General features: G+C 40.7%; 13 protein-coding genes and 1 tRNA gene. 9 read left to right on the forward strand and 5 right to left on the reverse strand.

The genetic code is table 11. From position 1 onward, the window contains the following. Positions 1 to 11: 11 nt before the first annotated feature. Positions 12 to 1,037, forward strand: a complete 1,026-nt coding sequence (dusB, locus tag F947_RS05305) for a tRNA dihydrouridine synthase DusB (protein ID WP_004973043.1) — start codon at positions 12 to 14, stop codon at positions 1,035 to 1,037. 42 nt (positions 1,038 to 1,079) lie between these two features. Here the strand turns inward: dusB and F947_RS05310 are convergent, their stop codons facing one another. Beyond that, positions 1,080 to 2,126, reverse strand: a complete 1,047-nt coding sequence (locus F947_RS05310) for an NAD(P)H-dependent flavin oxidoreductase (RefSeq protein ID WP_004973046.1) — start codon at positions 2,124 to 2,126, stop codon at positions 1,080 to 1,082. A gap of 159 nt (positions 2,127 to 2,285) precedes the next feature. Here F947_RS05310 and F947_RS05315 point away from each other — a divergent pair, with 159 nt between their 5' ends. Further along, the gene (locus tag F947_RS05315) at positions 2,286 to 2,801 is read left to right on the forward strand and encodes a hypothetical protein (protein ID WP_004973047.1); all 516 of its coding nucleotides are present in this window, start codon (positions 2,286 to 2,288) and stop codon (positions 2,799 to 2,801) included. Positions 2,802 to 3,204: 403 nt separating this feature from the next. Here the strand turns inward: F947_RS05315 and F947_RS05320 are convergent, their stop codons facing one another. After that, a complete protein-coding gene (locus F947_RS05320) occupies positions 3,205 to 3,549 on the reverse strand; it encodes a hypothetical protein (protein WP_004973048.1) in 345 nt (114 codons plus the stop codon). 250 nt (positions 3,550 to 3,799) lie between these two features. Between F947_RS05320 and F947_RS05325 the strand changes: the two genes are divergently transcribed. Beyond that, on the forward strand, positions 3,800 to 4,018 hold the full coding sequence (locus tag F947_RS05325) for a DUF1653 domain-containing protein (protein WP_004973051.1): 219 nt from the start codon (positions 3,800 to 3,802) through the stop codon (positions 4,016 to 4,018). A gap of 87 nt (positions 4,019 to 4,105) precedes the next feature. Here F947_RS05325 and F947_RS05330 read toward each other — a convergent pair whose 3' ends face one another. Next, positions 4,106 to 4,312, reverse strand: coding sequence for a hypothetical protein (locus F947_RS05330; RefSeq protein ID WP_004973053.1), 207 nt, complete (start codon positions 4,310 to 4,312; stop codon positions 4,106 to 4,108). 249 nt (positions 4,313 to 4,561) lie between these two features. Then, complete coding sequence (locus F947_RS05335) at positions 4,562 to 4,879, reverse strand: bactofilin family protein (RefSeq protein ID WP_225530638.1); 318 nt, start codon at positions 4,877 to 4,879, stop codon at positions 4,562 to 4,564. A 303-nt stretch (positions 4,880 to 5,182) separates the two neighbouring features. Here F947_RS05335 and F947_RS05340 point away from each other — a divergent pair, with 303 nt between their 5' ends. Beyond that, positions 5,183 to 6,115: an IS5-like element IS17 family transposase gene (locus tag F947_RS05340; RefSeq protein WP_082188693.1), complete on the forward strand. Its 933-nt coding sequence runs from the start codon at positions 5,183 to 5,185 to the stop codon at positions 6,113 to 6,115. 157 nt (positions 6,116 to 6,272) lie between these two features. On the opposite strand, the gene ahpC is transcribed toward F947_RS05340, so the two are convergent. Continuing rightward, positions 6,273 to 6,836, reverse strand: a complete 564-nt coding sequence (ahpC, locus tag F947_RS05345) for an alkyl hydroperoxide reductase subunit C (RefSeq protein ID WP_004973058.1) — start codon at positions 6,834 to 6,836, stop codon at positions 6,273 to 6,275. 372 nt (positions 6,837 to 7,208) lie between these two features. Between ahpC and F947_RS05350 the strand changes: the two genes are divergently transcribed. The 5 genes from F947_RS05350 (at position 7,209) to F947_RS05370 (ending at position 15,454) form a co-directional block, all read left to right on the forward strand. Further along, positions 7,209 to 11,168 (forward strand): DUF3418 domain-containing protein, encoded by a 3,960-nt coding sequence (locus F947_RS05350; protein WP_004973060.1) that lies wholly within the window; start codon positions 7,209 to 7,211, stop codon positions 11,166 to 11,168. A 30-nt stretch (positions 11,169 to 11,198) separates the two neighbouring features. Then, positions 11,199 to 12,311, forward strand: coding sequence for a beta-ketoacyl-ACP synthase III (locus F947_RS05355; protein ID WP_004973062.1), 1,113 nt, complete (start codon positions 11,199 to 11,201; stop codon positions 12,309 to 12,311). 199 nt (positions 12,312 to 12,510) lie between these two features. After that, entirely contained in the window at positions 12,511 to 13,932 is a 1,422-nt protein-coding gene (gene cysS / locus F947_RS05360) for a cysteine--tRNA ligase (protein WP_004973064.1), read from the forward strand. Between the two features lie 65 nt (positions 13,933 to 13,997). After that, positions 13,998 to 14,073: transfer RNA gene (locus F947_RS05365), tRNA-Gly, on the forward strand. 403 nt (positions 14,074 to 14,476) lie between these two features. Continuing rightward, positions 14,477 to 15,454, forward strand: coding sequence for a KpsF/GutQ family sugar-phosphate isomerase (locus F947_RS05370; RefSeq protein ID WP_004973067.1), 978 nt, complete (start codon positions 14,477 to 14,479; stop codon positions 15,452 to 15,454). Positions 15,455 to 15,456 lie beyond the last annotated feature (2 nt).

Consider the following 15,456-nt stretch of genomic DNA (forward strand, 5'->3'; position numbering starts at 1 on the left):
TAAGAATATATATGTATATTGGTCCCTATCAACTGTCAAATAATTTGATCGTTGCCCCGATGGCAGGTGTCACTGATAGACCCTTTCGCTCACTGTGCAAGTACTTTGGTGCAGGGCATGCGGTCAGTGAAATGATGACCTCTGACAAAACTTTGCGCATGAGTAAAAAGAGTTTGTATCGTGCCAACTTTGATGGGGAACTTGCACCAATTTCTGCACAAATTGCAGGTTCAGACCCGCATGATTTGGCCGAAGCCGCACGTTATCAAGTCGCCAATGGTGCACAAATTGTTGATATCAATATGGGATGTCCTGCCAAAAAAGTCTGCAATAAGTTGGCTGGTTCGGCTTTATTGCAAGATGAAGATTTGGTGGCACGCATTTTAGATACTGTGGTTGCCGCGGTGAATGTGCCTGTGACACTGAAAACTCGCTTAGGTTTTTTGAATGGGCAGGAAAATATTTTACGGGTTGCCAAACGCGCAGAACAAGCAGGCATTGCTGCATTGGCATTGCATGGGCGTACCCGTGAAGATATGTATTTAAACCGTGCACGCTATTCACTGATTAAAGAAGTGAAAAGCATGCTCAATATTCCTGTGATTGCCAATGGTGATATTGATAGTCCTGAAAAAGCCAAATATGTCTTGGACTATACAGGCGCAGATGCGATTATGATTGGACGTGCTGCGCAAGGACGTCCGTGGATTTTTCGGGAAATCGCACATTATTTAGCAACAGGTGAGCTGTTAGCAGCACCGAGCATTGCAGAAGTTCAAAAAGTATTACTTGGACATTTAGCTGAGCTGTATGAATTTTATGGTGAATATTCAGGTTGTCGTATTTCACGTAAACATATTGCTTGGTACACCAAAGGTTTACGTTCAAGTAATGAATTCCGTCAAAGTATGTATCAAGTAGAAAGTACTGCAGAACAATATAAAGTGGTGGAAGATTACTTTAATCAGCTACTTGCGCATGGTGAAATCATGAGTGATGTGCAGGTTGAAGCGGTGAACTTATTAGATACAAAATAAAAACCCAACCGTGATACACAGTTGAGTTTTTCGTACGTAAACTTAGCGTGCGTGAATCATTTCCAAAACCAACTGATTAATTAAATCTGCGGCCTCTAATTCACGAATCTGACTGACATTACTGCCTGCCCAAAAAGGGGCATAACCTTGCTCGCCTTGTGTGACGGCTGCTGAATGCAACTGTTTTGCAAGATCATACGTATATGGATAGGTGGGCACAGTTAAACGATTTGGTGTATCTACCTGTGTATGCCAATGATTAATTAAACCACGGGCAGAGCGTCCAGAGATGCTGTCGGTAATTTGAGTAATGTTTTGCTGAAATAAAGCTTGTCGATAAGCTGGATTGGCATTGGAACTTTTACATTGCACAAAGGCTGTACCCAGCTGTACCGCAGAAGCGCCCAATTTCAGCATTAACTGTGCTTGCTGACCATTCATAATGCCACCTGCGGCAACCACTGGCAGGGTACAATGTTCACGAATCAGTTGTACTAAATCGCTGGTTTTAATTGCACTATCAAAAGTTTGGTTAAAGATACCCCGATGTCCACCTGCCTCAATGCCTTGGGCGATAATGACATCAATTCCCGCTGCTTCAATGGCTTGAGCTTCGGCTAAGTTGGTTGCTGAAACCATAGTAATGATTCCTGCATCTTTTAAAGCCTGAATTTGATGCGCATGCGGAATCCCGAAGTGAAAACTGACGGCTTGTGGTTTAGTTTCTAGTACAAGATCTAAATATCCATCATGGTCTTTAAAACTTGGATAAATACAATTTAGTTGACTCGGTGCAGTTGCGCCATAGCGTTCAAAGATTGGCTGAAAATGTGCAATCCACGCTTGTGCAGCGACTTCATCTAGTGGACTTGATTCATGGCAAAAGAAATTGACCTGAAATGGAAAATCAGTCAGTTCTTGAGTGCGTAAAATTTGCTCACGTGCAGCATCTACCGTGTTTGCACCTAAACCGAGTGAGCCAAAACCACCTTGATTAGAAACCTCGGCTGCAAGTTCGGGAGTAGAAACGCCAGCCATTGGAGCAAGAAAAATAGGATGCTTTATATTCAGTTGTTCTAATAAGGTCATATTATTTACTCCATGTTTTTATCTACTTTGCCCAACTCTAGGTAGATTGGCAAATCATATCCGTCATTTCTTTATGAAATATTAAGATGAGCGATATCATTAAATTTGCAGATGCTTTCAGGCATAATAAGCCTGATGTATGAATTGATGAGTAAATTAATGAAGCCTTTCGTTTATGGTGGTTTGCTTGTGGTGTGTGGATTAAGTGCGTGTAGCAATCCACAGCAAACTCAAGTAAAAATTGATCCAAAGCAATATCAGGTTCAGGATGCGACTGCATTACAACAGCGTATAGATGCTTTAAATGTCAAATTGGCGCAAGACTTCAAACAATTTAAACAAGTCGAAAATATCGCATTTGCGCATCAATTCCCTTTAGATGTAAATAACTTACAAACTTTGAATCAGCATTTGGTCGCCAGTACTGCTTTAAAGCCGACTAAAATTGCTTATTGCGATATGATGAATGGTTATTTTGCTGAGTTATATCGCTTAGGACATAACAATCTAGATTTTCTTAAAGATGTAAAATTATCGCGTGCAGAGCAGGAAAATTTGGCTGAAAATTTTGCCAATGCAGAATCTTATTATGATTTTATTTTGAATCGTTACACCAGTTACCGCCAAGTACAACAGACCATGGGCTATGGTTGTAATTTAAAAGCGGCGTTATAGTTGCGGCAGGATTTAGGTTTACTAGGGTCTGTTGATATTTCATAAATGGCTTGCGCTGTAGGCTAAAACTGAGCAGATTAGGCATGAAACGCAGGGAATAACGGGTTTATTTTCAAGTTTTATAACGCAATCTGTGAAAGTTTTAGCCACATGAGCAAAAACAAAGCACTGCTTTGTTTGCTGCGCAAGGGTACAAGCATATTTTTTGCTGCTATTACGTTATGTGCCAGTCATTTAGAATGAGTAAATTTCCTGTCCCATGCCTTATATCAGCTAAAAAACCTTGCGAGATATATCTCTCATGTCGCAAACATAGACGAATTGTCAACAGACCCTAATAAAATCGTGCTGAATAAAAAACTCCTGAGAATTTGCTCAGGAGTTTTTGTTTTATACAATCAAATTATTGTTGTGCTTTTTCTTTCACATTTGCAGCACCTTGTTCAACCGCACCTGCAGTCGCAGCAGTTGCATCTTTAGCAGCTTGTACAGTCGCATCAGCTGCGTTTTCTGTTGCTGTTGCAACATTGTGTGCAGCATTTTCAGTTGCTTGCGCTGCGTTATCTACCGCAGTTGCTGTAGCAGTAGCAGCTTCATGTGTTGCATCTTTGGCATCATGTGCAGCTTGAGCCGCAGCGTTTTCTAAGTGTTCACCCGTAGTTGCCCCTGTTTCTGGTGCTTTTTCTTTTGCACAACCTACAAGTGCTACAGTGGCAGCAAGACCTAAAGCAATAAGAAGTTTATTCATTATCATGTTTCCTTTTTTACATCCACTTAAGATGGGATAATGCGAATATAACCAAAAAACAATCAATTTGAAGCTTAAAATTGTTCAAATAATGTAATGGGTTTAGATATTTTTTTGTTGTGTAGATTAGAACGATAAATTAGAGAAAAATATGCCGATGCGATTCATTTTTTCTGATAAGGTGAAATCTTAAGAATGGTTACAGTTTTTATTGTACAGTAATGCCATTCTGTAAGATTGGGATTGTAAAATGCTTAAAAAAGGGATTTATCAACATTATAAAGGGCAATTGTATCAAGTGCTGCATGTGGCTACACACAGTGAAACCCAAGAGAAATTGGTGGTTTATCAATGCTTATATGGCGATTATTCTATTTGGGCCAGACCGCTTGATATGTTCACGGAGAGTATTACTTTGGATGATGACCGTGAACAGGAACGCTTTAAATTGATTCAAGAAGTGTATTAATATTTGAAGTTATTTACCTATTTAAAACGATCCAATCTATTTTTAGATTGGATCGTTATGTGGATGCTCAAAGTTTAATAAAATCAATTATTGAATGGAAATACGGTTAAAGCTTAAATCGTATGCTAAATATTTACTCACAAAAGCTGCTTTATCACTGCGTCTTAATAAGTTGTCATAAATAAATTGTGGTACAGGATGGAATAAATCCCCAGAGCCATTTTCGTAAAATATTTTTAAATAACGTGAAGATGCACTGTATGTCCAGGATGTCACGGCAAGTGTTTTACCCATAAGCAACTCCTTTATTTTTTATATTATTTTTCACAGAATAAATCTGCTTATTTTGAACATAAGTGAAGTGCTTGCTAAAAAGTATTACAGAATTGTAACTTTTGAATATAAGTTTTTTGCGCAACCTAAACGTGCCAAAAACGACAAAACTATTATGAAGCGAAATAAAACACCACATTTAGGATGTGGTGTTTATGCTTTGCACATGAATAGTCATTCATTTAAATAAAATGATTGAAAGACTAGATTTTATAGATGACGACATTGATCTTCTTTGTCACCAGAAACACGGTTTGTGCCGCCAGTCGGTTTTACGCGGTTATCTTCACATTCTAAATTGCCATTCACGCGGTTATTTTTTACAACGATTGAGCCTGAATTATCTTTAAGTTGAATATTGCCATTTACACGGTTTGACGTGAGTTGGATGTTACGCCCATCTTCGAGTTGGATATTGCCATCAATGCGGTTGGCATGTGCATTAACCTGACTAAAGTTTCCTTTAGATTCTAAATTGCCATCAATCGTACTATTTTTAATTGCCGTATGTGAGTTGGAATGCAACATTAGGTTGCCCTTAATAGTCACATGATCAAGAACACATTGTTTATGCACTTTGACATTATCATCAATAGTTCGATTTTTAATGCTGCCATTACAGTTGAAATCAGCTAAAGCTGGCACTGAAAATGCTATTAATGTTGAAAGTAAAAATAATTTTTTCATAGAACAGCCCTCAAAAATAAATCTCATAACTGTTACCGGTACAGATTCGATTGTAGTGTTGTAATGTTTTTACATTTTCTATTCTAGAGAGGCTTTGTTGCACAAACCTATCTGTAAAGGCTTTTTCAGCGATATAATTTTCAAATGAAGAAGCCTACACACAAAATCTACCGTACAACCAATTGGCCCGCATATAACCGAGCACTCATGAGTCGCGGAAATATTGCCATTTGGTTTGATCCTGCTACGCAATGGTATGCTCCATCAAAAGGCAAACAAGGGCGAAATCAAACCTACTCCGACGCAGCTATCCAATGCTGCTTAATGATTAAATCCTTATTCCGTCTATCTTTACGTATGGTCACTGGCTTTGTGCAAAGTCTGATTAAACTTTGTGGATTAAATTGGACCGCACCAGATTACAGTACGCTTTGTAGAAGACAAAAGCATATTGATATTGCAATCAGCTACCAAAAAAGTAGCGATGGGCTGCATCTACTCATAGACTCTACAGGCATGAAGTTTCTAGGTGAGGGCGAATGGAAACGCAAGAAACATGGACCTGAATATCGTCGCCAATGGCGTAAACTTCATATTGGTATAGATGCCAAAACCCTTCAAATACGCGCTATTCAACTCACTACAAATAATGTGAGTGATTCACAAGTACTTGGTGATTTACTCGATCAGATTCCTCAAGATGAGCAGATTGACTCTGTTTATACCGATGGAGCTTATGACACCAAGCAATGCCGTCAGGTCATTGCAGATCGGCAAGCACATGCGGTGATTCCACCTAGAAAAAATGCGAAACCATGGAAAGATACAAAGAGTAGCTCGCTAGCGCGAAATGAATTACTTCGAACAGTTAAACGTTTAGGCAGGACACTATGGAAAAAATGGTCAGGCTATCATCGCCGCAGTTTGGTGGAAACCAAGATGCATTGCATCAAATTATTAGGCGATAAATTAATGGCAAGAAGCTTTCCTAGTCAGGTGAATGAGATTCATGCACGTGTAGCAGTCCTCAACAGATTTACGGAATTAGGTCGACCAGTTACCCAAGTTACGCCTTAAATTTGGCTCAATTAGGGGCGCTTTGCATTTCAAATCTTTGTGCAACAAAGCCTTCTAGAGATGAAATATGAATAAATAAGGTAGAAAAGGGTGATGTTCTGATTAAAAAAAACCACGCAAAATATGCGTGGTTTTTTTTAGTGGTTTAATCTAAAACTTAGATTTTACCTACTAGGTCGATAGATGGCGCTAAAGTTGCATCACCTTCTTTCCATTTAGCAGGGCATACTTCACCTGGGTGAGCGTGAACGTATTGAGCTGCTTTAACTTTACGAAGAAGTTCTTGAGCATCACGGCCAATACCGCCAGCATTGATTTCGATGATTTGGATTTTACCTTCTGGATCAATTACGAAAGTACCACGGTCAGCAAGACCAGCAGATTCGATTAATACTTCGAAGTTTTTAGAAAGCGTCCAAGTTGGGTCGCCAACCATTACGTATTGGATTTTTTTGATTTCTTCTGAAGAATCGTGCCAAGCTTTGTGCGTGAAGTGAGTGTCAGTAGAAACTGCATAGATTTCAACGCCTAATTTTTGGAATTCTGCGTAGTTGTCTGCAAGGTCACCAAGCTCAGTTGGGCAAACGAAAGTGAAGTCAGCAGGGTAGAAGAATACTACAGACCATTTGCCTTTAAGATCAGCTTCAGTTACTTCAATGAATTGACCGTTGTGGTATGCATTTGCTTTAAATGGTTTAACTTCAGTATTAATTAAGCTCATCATTGTCTCCATGATTAAGGTTTGTATTTCGTTGGTAATAGAGTATCTAATTTTGTTTTATTGCTGAAATGGTATTTTTACATTACTAGCATCGGAAAAACAAATGAGTATGTAAAAAGCGTACACTTTCATTACTGCATTATTGAGTCTTTATTAAGCCTCAAAATGATGATTGCATGACAACCTATTTCCTCAGGTTCAAATACAACCCATTTCAGCAATTGGCGAATATACATCTATTTGGGGATGCTATTTTGAAATTCAAGGGTGGATTGAAAACTTTTTAAATACGCATTCTAAATCACTGTTCTTTCGCTCAAAGGCATTACAGCGTAAAATACGCGTTTGTGTTTTGGTTAGGAAGCGTATTCTGTGCAGAGTCATTTAAATGTAGACCACCTCGTTTTGGCGCGTGATCGTCATCGTTTAAATCGACTACGAAAAGGCAAAGATGCCAATCCAAAGCAATATCAGGAATTATTTGAAAAATCTAATTTAAAAGTGTTGGAGCGTGCGCAGCGCATTCCCGATATCAAGTTGAATCAAGATTTACCTGTGACTCAATCTGCCGAACAGTTGATTACTGCAATTCAGCAACATCAGGTCATTATTGTGGCGGGTGAAACGGGTTCGGGGAAAACCACACAGTTACCACAAATTGCAATGTTGGCAGGTCGTGGTTTAACGGGGTTAATTGGTCATACTCAGCCACGACGTCTTGCTGCGCGAAGTGTATCTCAGCGTATTGCCGAAGAAGTTGGTGAAAAGTTGGGCGAGTCCATCAGCTTTAAAGTTCGTTTTAATGAACAGGGTTCGCAAGATTCAATTGTCCGTTTAATGACCGATGGTATTTTGTTAGCAGAGCTTGTCAATGACCGTTATTTAAATAAATACGACACCATTATTATAGATGAAGCGCATGAGCGTTCTTTAAATATTGACTTCATTATGGGCTATTTAAAGCAACTTTTGCCACGTCGCCCTGATTTAAAAGTCATCATCACTTCTGCAACTTTAGATGTGCAGCGTTTTAGTAACTATTTTAACGGCGCACCCTTTTTTGAGGTCGAAGGTCGAAGCTATCCTGTCGAAGTACGTTATCGTCCAATTTCTGAATTAAGCATTGGTGGTAGTGATGATGATGAGTTTGATGACTTTGAAGAAAACTTGCCACGCGCAGTGGTGCAAGCGGTAGAAGAATGCTTTGCCGATGCACAGGAAAAAGGTCATCCTGAACATGCTGATATTCTAATTTTTGCCAGTACTGAACAGGAAATTCGGGAGCTGCAAGAAACCTTGCATAAGCATGGACCGCGTCATACTGAAATTTTACCGTTGTATGCGCGTTTGGCTTTGGCGGAACAACAAAAAATCTTTAATCCTTCAGGTGGTGGTCGTCGCATTATTATTGCCACCAACGTCGCTGAAACCGCACTCACTGTACCCAATATCCGCTATGTGATTGATAGCGGTTTTGCACGTATTTCACGTTATAACTATCGCTCACGGGTGCAGCGTTTACCGATTGAAGCAGTATCTCAGGCAGCAGCGAATCAGCGTAAAGGACGTTGTGGTCGTATTGCACCAGGCGTTTGTATTCGCCTGTATTCAGAAGAAGATTTTTTAAGTCGCCCAGAGTTTACTGAACCTGAAATTAAACGCACCAACTTGGCATCGGTCATTTTACAAATGCAAAGTTTGGGCTTGGGTACGCTCGAAGATTTTGATTTTATTGAGCCGCCAGATCATCGTTTAGTCAATGATGGGCGTAAACTGTTGATTGAACTCGGTGCGATGATTGAGAAGGGTAAAGCCCCTCTTTTAGACGGAATGAGCAGCTCTGCGACGCAAAAGGGAGACAATCATCCGAATAATTCCACTAAATCCACCGCTAATAAAGGCGAGCTTCAAGGCAGCAGCTTAACCAAAATTGGTCAGCAAATGGCAAAAATGCCGATTGATCCAAGACTGGCACGTATGATTTTAGGCGGTGCGCATTTTGGGGTGTTAAATGAAGTCCTGATTATTGTAGCGGCATTGGCGGTACAAGACCCGCGTGAACGTCCTGCAGACAAGAAAATGCAAGCCGATCAAAAACATGCACTGTTCCGTGAAGCAGATTCTGACTTTTTATTCTATTTAAAATTGTGGGAAACTTTACACGAAAACCGTGATGGCATGAGTGAAAACAAACGTCGTACTTTTGCCCGTCAGCATTTTTTAAGTTGGTTGCGTTTACGTGAATGGAAGAAAACTCATGAACAATTGGTGGATTTGGCGCGTGGCTTAAAACTGTCGTTTAATGAGAAAAAAGCCAGTTATGAAAATCTGCATCGGGCGTTATTAACAGGGTTGCTTTCTTTTATTGCCAATAAAACCGATGAGCGCAATGTGTTTATGGCAGTACGCCAACAAAAAGCACGAATTTTCCCTGCATCGACTTTGCATAAAACCAATACACCGTGGGTCATGGCATTTGAGATGGTAGAAACTTCGCAAGTGTATCTACGCACCTTGGCAAAAATTGAACCTGAATGGATTTTATTGGCTGCACGTGATTTGCTGAAGCATCACTATTTTGAACCACATTGGTCTAAAAAAGCAGGCGTGGTGAATGCCTATGATCAGATTTCGCTGTTTGGTCTAATTATCGAGCCGAAACGTCCTGTCAATTACGAAAAGGTCGATCAGGAAGCCGCCCATGAAATATTCTTACGTGATGCTTTAACCACAGGCAACTTGGGCATTACCCCACCATTTTTAAAACACAACCTGCTTAAACTGGAAGAAGTGGAACGGGTTGAAGATAAATTACGTCGTCGTGATTTAGTGGTTGATGAAGAAACTATTTATCAATTTTATGCCGCCAAAGTACCTGTAGAAGTTGCAAGCCGTCGTTCCTTTGAAGATTGGCGTGCCACAGTAGAGCCGCAAAATCCACGTTATTTATTTGTGGAAGATGATGCACTTTGGCTGAATGATCGTCCGACCACGCAGCAATTTCCTGACTATTTGCGTAATGGTGAGCTGCGCTTGGCGGCCAGTTACCGTTTTGACCCCAGCCATGATGAAGATGGCGCAACCGTTAAAATTCCAGTGCAAGCGTTGGCACAGGTCGATGAAAATATCTGGTCGTGGGGTGTTCTGGGTTGGCGTGAAAATTTAATTGAAGCCTTGCTCAAGACTTTGCCTAAAGATAAGCGTCGTCATTTGGTGCCTATTCCAGACACAGCTCGAAAGTTGCTACAACGTGTTGATGCGGTAAATTTACGCGAGCACATTTTTAGCTTTTTGGCATTCCAGTTACGCGCAGAGCACATCACCGAAAAAGACTTTAGCTTTGAGCGAGTAGATGCGTATTTATTGCCGTTCATTAAAGTGTTAGATGAAAAAGGGCGGGTGATTGAGCAAGGGCGTGATTTATCTGAATTAAAAGCGCGTTGCCGTACCGAAACTCACAGTCCAGTAAAACAGTTACACGGCGAATTCCAAACCTTCCCTGAACGATTTGTATTTGAAGCCTCGCAAAAAGTCACGGGCGTAGTGGTTAAGCAATATCAGGCGTTGGTACCAAGTAAAGCTTTTGCAGAACTTTCACAAAAAGATGAATCGGGTGTGGTGATTCAAACCTTTAATGATCAGCGCGAGGCGATTCATCAGCATCGTGAAGGGGTGATTCGTTTGCTGCATGTGCAATTAGGCGATTTATCACGGCAATTGAAAAAGCAAATTGCCAAACCATTGGCCTTGGCGTACTCACCTTTGGGTGATAAAGCACAACTTGAGCAAATGTTGATCTATGCGACCTTGCAAAGCATTATTTGTGACGTGCCAGTCAACTTGGAAGAGTTTCAAAACTTGCAGCTTGAGGTAAAAAAGACTTTTCTCAGTCATGGTCAAACCACGCTGCGTATCTTTAATGAAATTTATATTGCTTGGCAAGACATCCGCCGTCAGCTCCTTATGCTAGATGAAGCCGTGTTTGCCAAAAATATGGATGATATTGAAGATCAGCTGGACTTAATGCATCTGGCAGACTTTGTGTATAGCAAGCCTGTAGAGGTGTGGAGCGAATATCCGCGCTATTTGAAAGCGTTGTTATTACGTTTAGACCGCTTACCCAACAACTTGCAAAGAGACGATGCTGCCATCGCCCAAATTGACCCTTGGATGGACAAATTGTTTAAACACAAACAAGATGCCCGACTCAAGGAATTGTACTTTATGGTGGAAGAATTACGCATATCGCTGTTCTCTCAACCCATGAAAACCAAAATGCCAATTTCTGCAACTCGGCTGCAAAAAGTATGCGAAAAGCTCGGAATCAGTTAAGATATTAGTAATTTCTAGAAGGAGTTTTACATGGGCATTCGCATTACAGGTACTGGTCTTTATCACCCAGAAGATGTTATTACCAATGAAGAGTTGGTCGAAAGTTTAAATGCTTATGTGGAACAGTATAATCAGCTCAATGCTGACAAAATTGCAGCAGGTGAGCTTGAAGAACGTCGTGGCTCAAGTGCTGACTTTATCGAAAAAGCCTCTGGGGTAAAACGCCGTTACGTGTCAGAAAAAACAGGTATTCTGGACATTAACCGTTTACGTCCAAATTTGCGTGAACGCGGGGATGATGAAATTTCGCTACAAGCAGAATGGGGTGTAATTGCTGCAAAACAAGCCATGCAAAATGCAGGCGTGACCGCAGAAGATATTGATGTGGTGATTTTGTCTTGCTCAAACTTGCAGCGTGCTTATCCTGCGGTGGCGATTGAAATTCAAACTGCGCTTGGTATTCAAGGTTATGCCTATGACATGAACGTGGCATGTTCTGCTGCGACTTTCGGCATTAAGCAAGCGCATGATGCGATTAAAGCAGGTGCGCGCCGCGTACTGTTGGTGAATGTCGAAATTACCTCAGGTCATAACGATTTCCGTTCACGTGACTGCCACTTTATTTTTGGTGATGTAGCAACCGCTTCAATTTTGGAAGACACTGAAACCAAAGCAGGTTTTGAAATTTTGGACATGAACCTGTTTACTCAGTTCTCGAATAATATCCGTAATAATTTCGGTTTTTTAAACTTAAGTGAAAATGCAGATATTGACGATAAACGCTTCCATCAAGATGGTCGCAAAGTCTTTAAAGAAGTTTGCCCCTTAGTTGCCAAAATGATTACTGCGCAATTAGAAAAGAATCAGATTGCGCCAACCGAGGTGAAGCGTTTCTGGTTGCACCAAGCCAATGCCAGCATGAACGAACTCATTTTGAAATTGGTGGTTGGTAAAGAAGCAGCACAACCAGGTTTAGTACCTATTATTTTAGATGAGTTTGCCAATACTTCTTCGGCAGGGGTAATTATCGCTTTACACCGTACTGCACACGAAGTCGAAAACGGTGAATATGGTGTCTTGTGTTCATTTGGCGCAGGCTATTCAGTTGGCGCGATTTTGGTACAAAAACGTGATGCTGCATAAGCTTTGCCAAACCGTATAAGATCAGCAAACGCCTAAGTACAGGTATTAAAAAGTTCCTTCTCCTTCGGGAGAAGGCTTGGATCATCCGCGATATTCTCTTCACACAGACACATACAGAATAAAAACATCGAAAAACTTTATGAAAAATAATGCTTAGGTTAAGATGGAGCATCTTTTAATAGACCTATTTTGAAAACCTATGCAACCATTTGTTCTATATAACTCAGAGCAACGAAAAAAAGTTGAATTTGTTCCGCGTAAAGAAGGACATATCGACATGTATGTCTGTGGCATGACGGTTTATGATTACTGTCATATCGGGCATGCGCGGGTTATGGTTGCATTTGACTACATCATTCGCTTTTTGCGCAGTCAAGGTTGGAATGTGAAATATGTCCGCAACATTACCGACATTGACGACAAAATTATTAAACGTGCCAATGAAAATGGCGAGAGCATTCAAGCTTTAACAGATCGTTTTATTCAAGCCATGAATGAAGATGCGGCAAACTTAGGCTGTGTTGAACCTGATGCTGCACCACGTGCCACTGAATATATTGATCAAATGCAAAATATGATTGGTAATTTGGTCAATAAAGGCACAGCTTATCCTGCGAGTAATGGCGATGTTTATTTTCAGGTTGAAAAATTTGACAAATATGGCCGTCTTTCAGGTCGCAAGCTAGAAGACATGCAGGCGGGCGCGTCTGAGCGTGTTGATGTTGAAGTCGACAAAAAGCATCCATTTGACTTTGTTTTGTGGAAACATGCCAAAGAAAATGAACCATCTTGGGCTTCGCCGTGGGGCAATGGACGTCCGGGTTGGCACATTGAATGTTCTGCGATGTCGACTTGCTGCTTAGGTAATCATTTTGATATTCATGGTGGTGGTTCAGACTTAATGTTCCCACACCATGAAAATGAAATTGCCCAGTCTGAAGCATCAACAGGTGAGCAGTATGTAAATTACTGGATGCACGTTGGCTTTATTAATGTCGATGGCGAAAAAATGTCGAAGTCATTGGGTAACTTCTTCACCATTCGTGATGTGATGGAAAAATTCCATCCTGAAGTGATCCGCTACTTTATTGTGTCATCGCATTATCGTAGCCCTGTAAACTTCTCCGATGTAGCACTCAAAGAAGCCAAAACCGCATTATCACGTTTCTATCACTCATTTAAAGCTTATCAACAAGCGTACGGTACGCAAACAGTTGAGCAGTTAGATGAGACTTTGGTGGAGCGCTTTAATGCTGCAATGCGTGACGACTTCAATACAGCCGAAGCAATTGCAGTGCTGTTTGAAGTCAATAAAGAGCTGAACCGTGCGGTAAAAGAGCAGCAGGCAGATCAGGCGGCGGTGTACTATTCGACCTTGCGTCATTTGACCAATATTTTAGGTTTGGTGCAGCATGATGTCGATGAATTCCTGAAATCTGATATTGGTCAGGACGCTTTAGGTTTATCTGAACAAGCCATTGCAGACTTCATTCAGCAACGTCAGGATGCCAAAAAAGCCAAAGATTTCGCCCGTGCTGATGAAATTCGTCAGTCTTTGCTCGATCAAGGTGTGGTCTTGGAAGATACCCGTCAAGGTACAGTATGGCGTCGTGCTGATTAATTGAGCACTTGGGAGCATAGAGAGTTGACAGTTGTATGAAATTCTCTATAATTCACTTCCATATTGCGGGAATAGCTCAGTTGGTAGAGCACAACCTTGCCAAGGTTGGGGTCGCGAGTTCGAGTCTCGTTTCCCGCTCCAAAATTTTAAAAAACGCTTATCGAAAGATAAGCGTTTTTTTATGGCTGTTTGTTACAGCTTGCTTGCAGTCAGCTTTATAGATGGGTTTGATCCATAATTTTTAGAGCATTTTCGTTGAAATATGCTTCTGAGCTAGTTCTATCTTTAGCTTTATCTGCAACTTTGAATCAATAAAATAAATAGCCTAAGCTCAAATATGATTGTTTTTCATTTGAAACTCGAGTCAAAAAGCGAGTTAATTAAAACAGCATACAAAAATGCGTTAAAACAAAAAACACACGCAGAATCAAAGTGTAGAATTGCATAGATATGCTAAAATTGCGAAAATTAAATGTGCTTCAATAAATCGCTTTTATTGAGGTGTAGAAAATACTCAATTTAAGTTGAACGTTGAATGCCAAACATGTCAAATACCATTGATTTCCAATCTGTAGCCTTAGACACTTTAAGAATAGAAGAACAAGCATTACAAGTCTTGGCGACGCAAATTGATCAGCGTTTTAGCCGTGCCTGCGAAATCATGTTGCATTGCAAAGGGCGTGTTGTGGTCACAGGTATGGGAAAATCAGGTCATATTGGTCGTAAAATGGCTGCGACGTTTGCCTCTACAGGCACGCCGTCTTTCTTTATGCACCCGGGTGAAGCAGGGCATGGTGATTTGGGAATGTTGGTACGGGGTGATGTTTTAATTGCCATTTCCAACTCCGGCAAAAGTGATGAAATTATGATGTTGATGCCACTCATCAAACATCTGGAAGTTCCTCTAATCACAATTAGCGGTGATGATCGCGGGCCGATGCCACAAAATGCTGATGTCGCTTTAACATTAGGCAATATTCAGGAAGCTTGTCCACTTGGTTTAGCACCAACCTCAAGTACGACTGCAACCTTGGCATTAGGTGATGCATTGGCTGTAGCGTTACTTGATGCACGTGGTTTTACTGCCGATGATTTTGCTCGTTCACATCCTGCAGGCGCTTTGGGTAAGCGCCTGTTATTGCATGTGAAACATTTGATGCATACCGGTACAGAATTACCTAAAGTTGCACCAGATACACCAATGAACAAAGTGTTATACGAAATTTCAAACAAACGTCTAGGTTTAACCACAATTGTCGATGAAAATGACGTCTTGTTAGGCATTTTCACCGATGGTGATTTACGACGTTTAATTGATAAACAACAGGGCTTTGATGTGAATTTACAAGTTGGGCAAGTGATGACTCAACATCCTGCAACGATTTCACAAGAAGCACGTGCAGTTGAAGCTTTAGAACAATTACGTGACCGTAAAATCAATCAGTTTGTGGTGGTGGATGATGCCAATAAAGTCATTGGTGTGATCAGTATGCATGACTTGATTCAAGCAGGGGTAAACTAAAC

It is taken from the genome of Acinetobacter towneri DSM 14962 = CIP 107472, from assembly GCF_000368785.1.
Taxonomy (GTDB): Bacteria; Pseudomonadota; Gammaproteobacteria; order Pseudomonadales; family Moraxellaceae; genus Acinetobacter; species Acinetobacter towneri.

What these genes read in the sequence shown, in the direction of transcription:
- F947_RS05325 (WP_004973051.1), top strand. Translation starts at nt 3,800, where the DNA reads ATGCTTAAAAAAGGGATTTATCAACATTATAAAGGGCAATTGTATCAA.
- F947_RS05315 (WP_004973047.1), top strand. Translation starts at nt 2,286, where the DNA reads ATGAAGCCTTTCGTTTATGGTGGTTTGCTTGTGGTGTGTGGATTAAGT.
- F947_RS05310 (WP_004973046.1), bottom strand. Translation starts at nt 2,126, where the DNA reads ATGACCTTATTAGAACAACTGAATATAAAGCATCCTATTTTTCTTGCT.
- F947_RS05335 (WP_225530638.1), bottom strand. Translation starts at nt 4,879, where the DNA reads ATGTTGCATTCCAACTCACATACGGCAATTAAAAATAGTACGATTGAT.
- F947_RS05355 (WP_004973062.1), top strand. Translation starts at nt 11,199, where the DNA reads ATGGGCATTCGCATTACAGGTACTGGTCTTTATCACCCAGAAGATGTT.
- cysS (WP_004973064.1), top strand. Translation starts at nt 12,511, where the DNA reads ATGCAACCATTTGTTCTATATAACTCAGAGCAACGAAAAAAAGTTGAA.
- ahpC (WP_004973058.1), bottom strand. Translation starts at nt 6,836, where the DNA reads ATGAGCTTAATTAATACTGAAGTTAAACCATTTAAAGCAAATGCATAC.
- F947_RS05330 (WP_004973053.1), bottom strand. Translation starts at nt 4,312, where the DNA reads ATGGGTAAAACACTTGCCGTGACATCCTGGACATACAGTGCATCTTCA.
- dusB (WP_004973043.1), top strand. Translation starts at nt 12, where the DNA reads ATGTATATTGGTCCCTATCAACTGTCAAATAATTTGATCGTTGCCCCG.
- F947_RS05320 (WP_004973048.1), bottom strand. Translation starts at nt 3,549, where the DNA reads ATGAATAAACTTCTTATTGCTTTAGGTCTTGCTGCCACTGTAGCACTT.
- F947_RS05370 (WP_004973067.1), top strand. Translation starts at nt 14,477, where the DNA reads ATGTCAAATACCATTGATTTCCAATCTGTAGCCTTAGACACTTTAAGA.
- F947_RS05340 (WP_082188693.1), top strand. Translation starts at nt 5,183, where the DNA reads ATGAAGAAGCCTACACACAAAATCTACCGTACAACCAATTGGCCCGCA.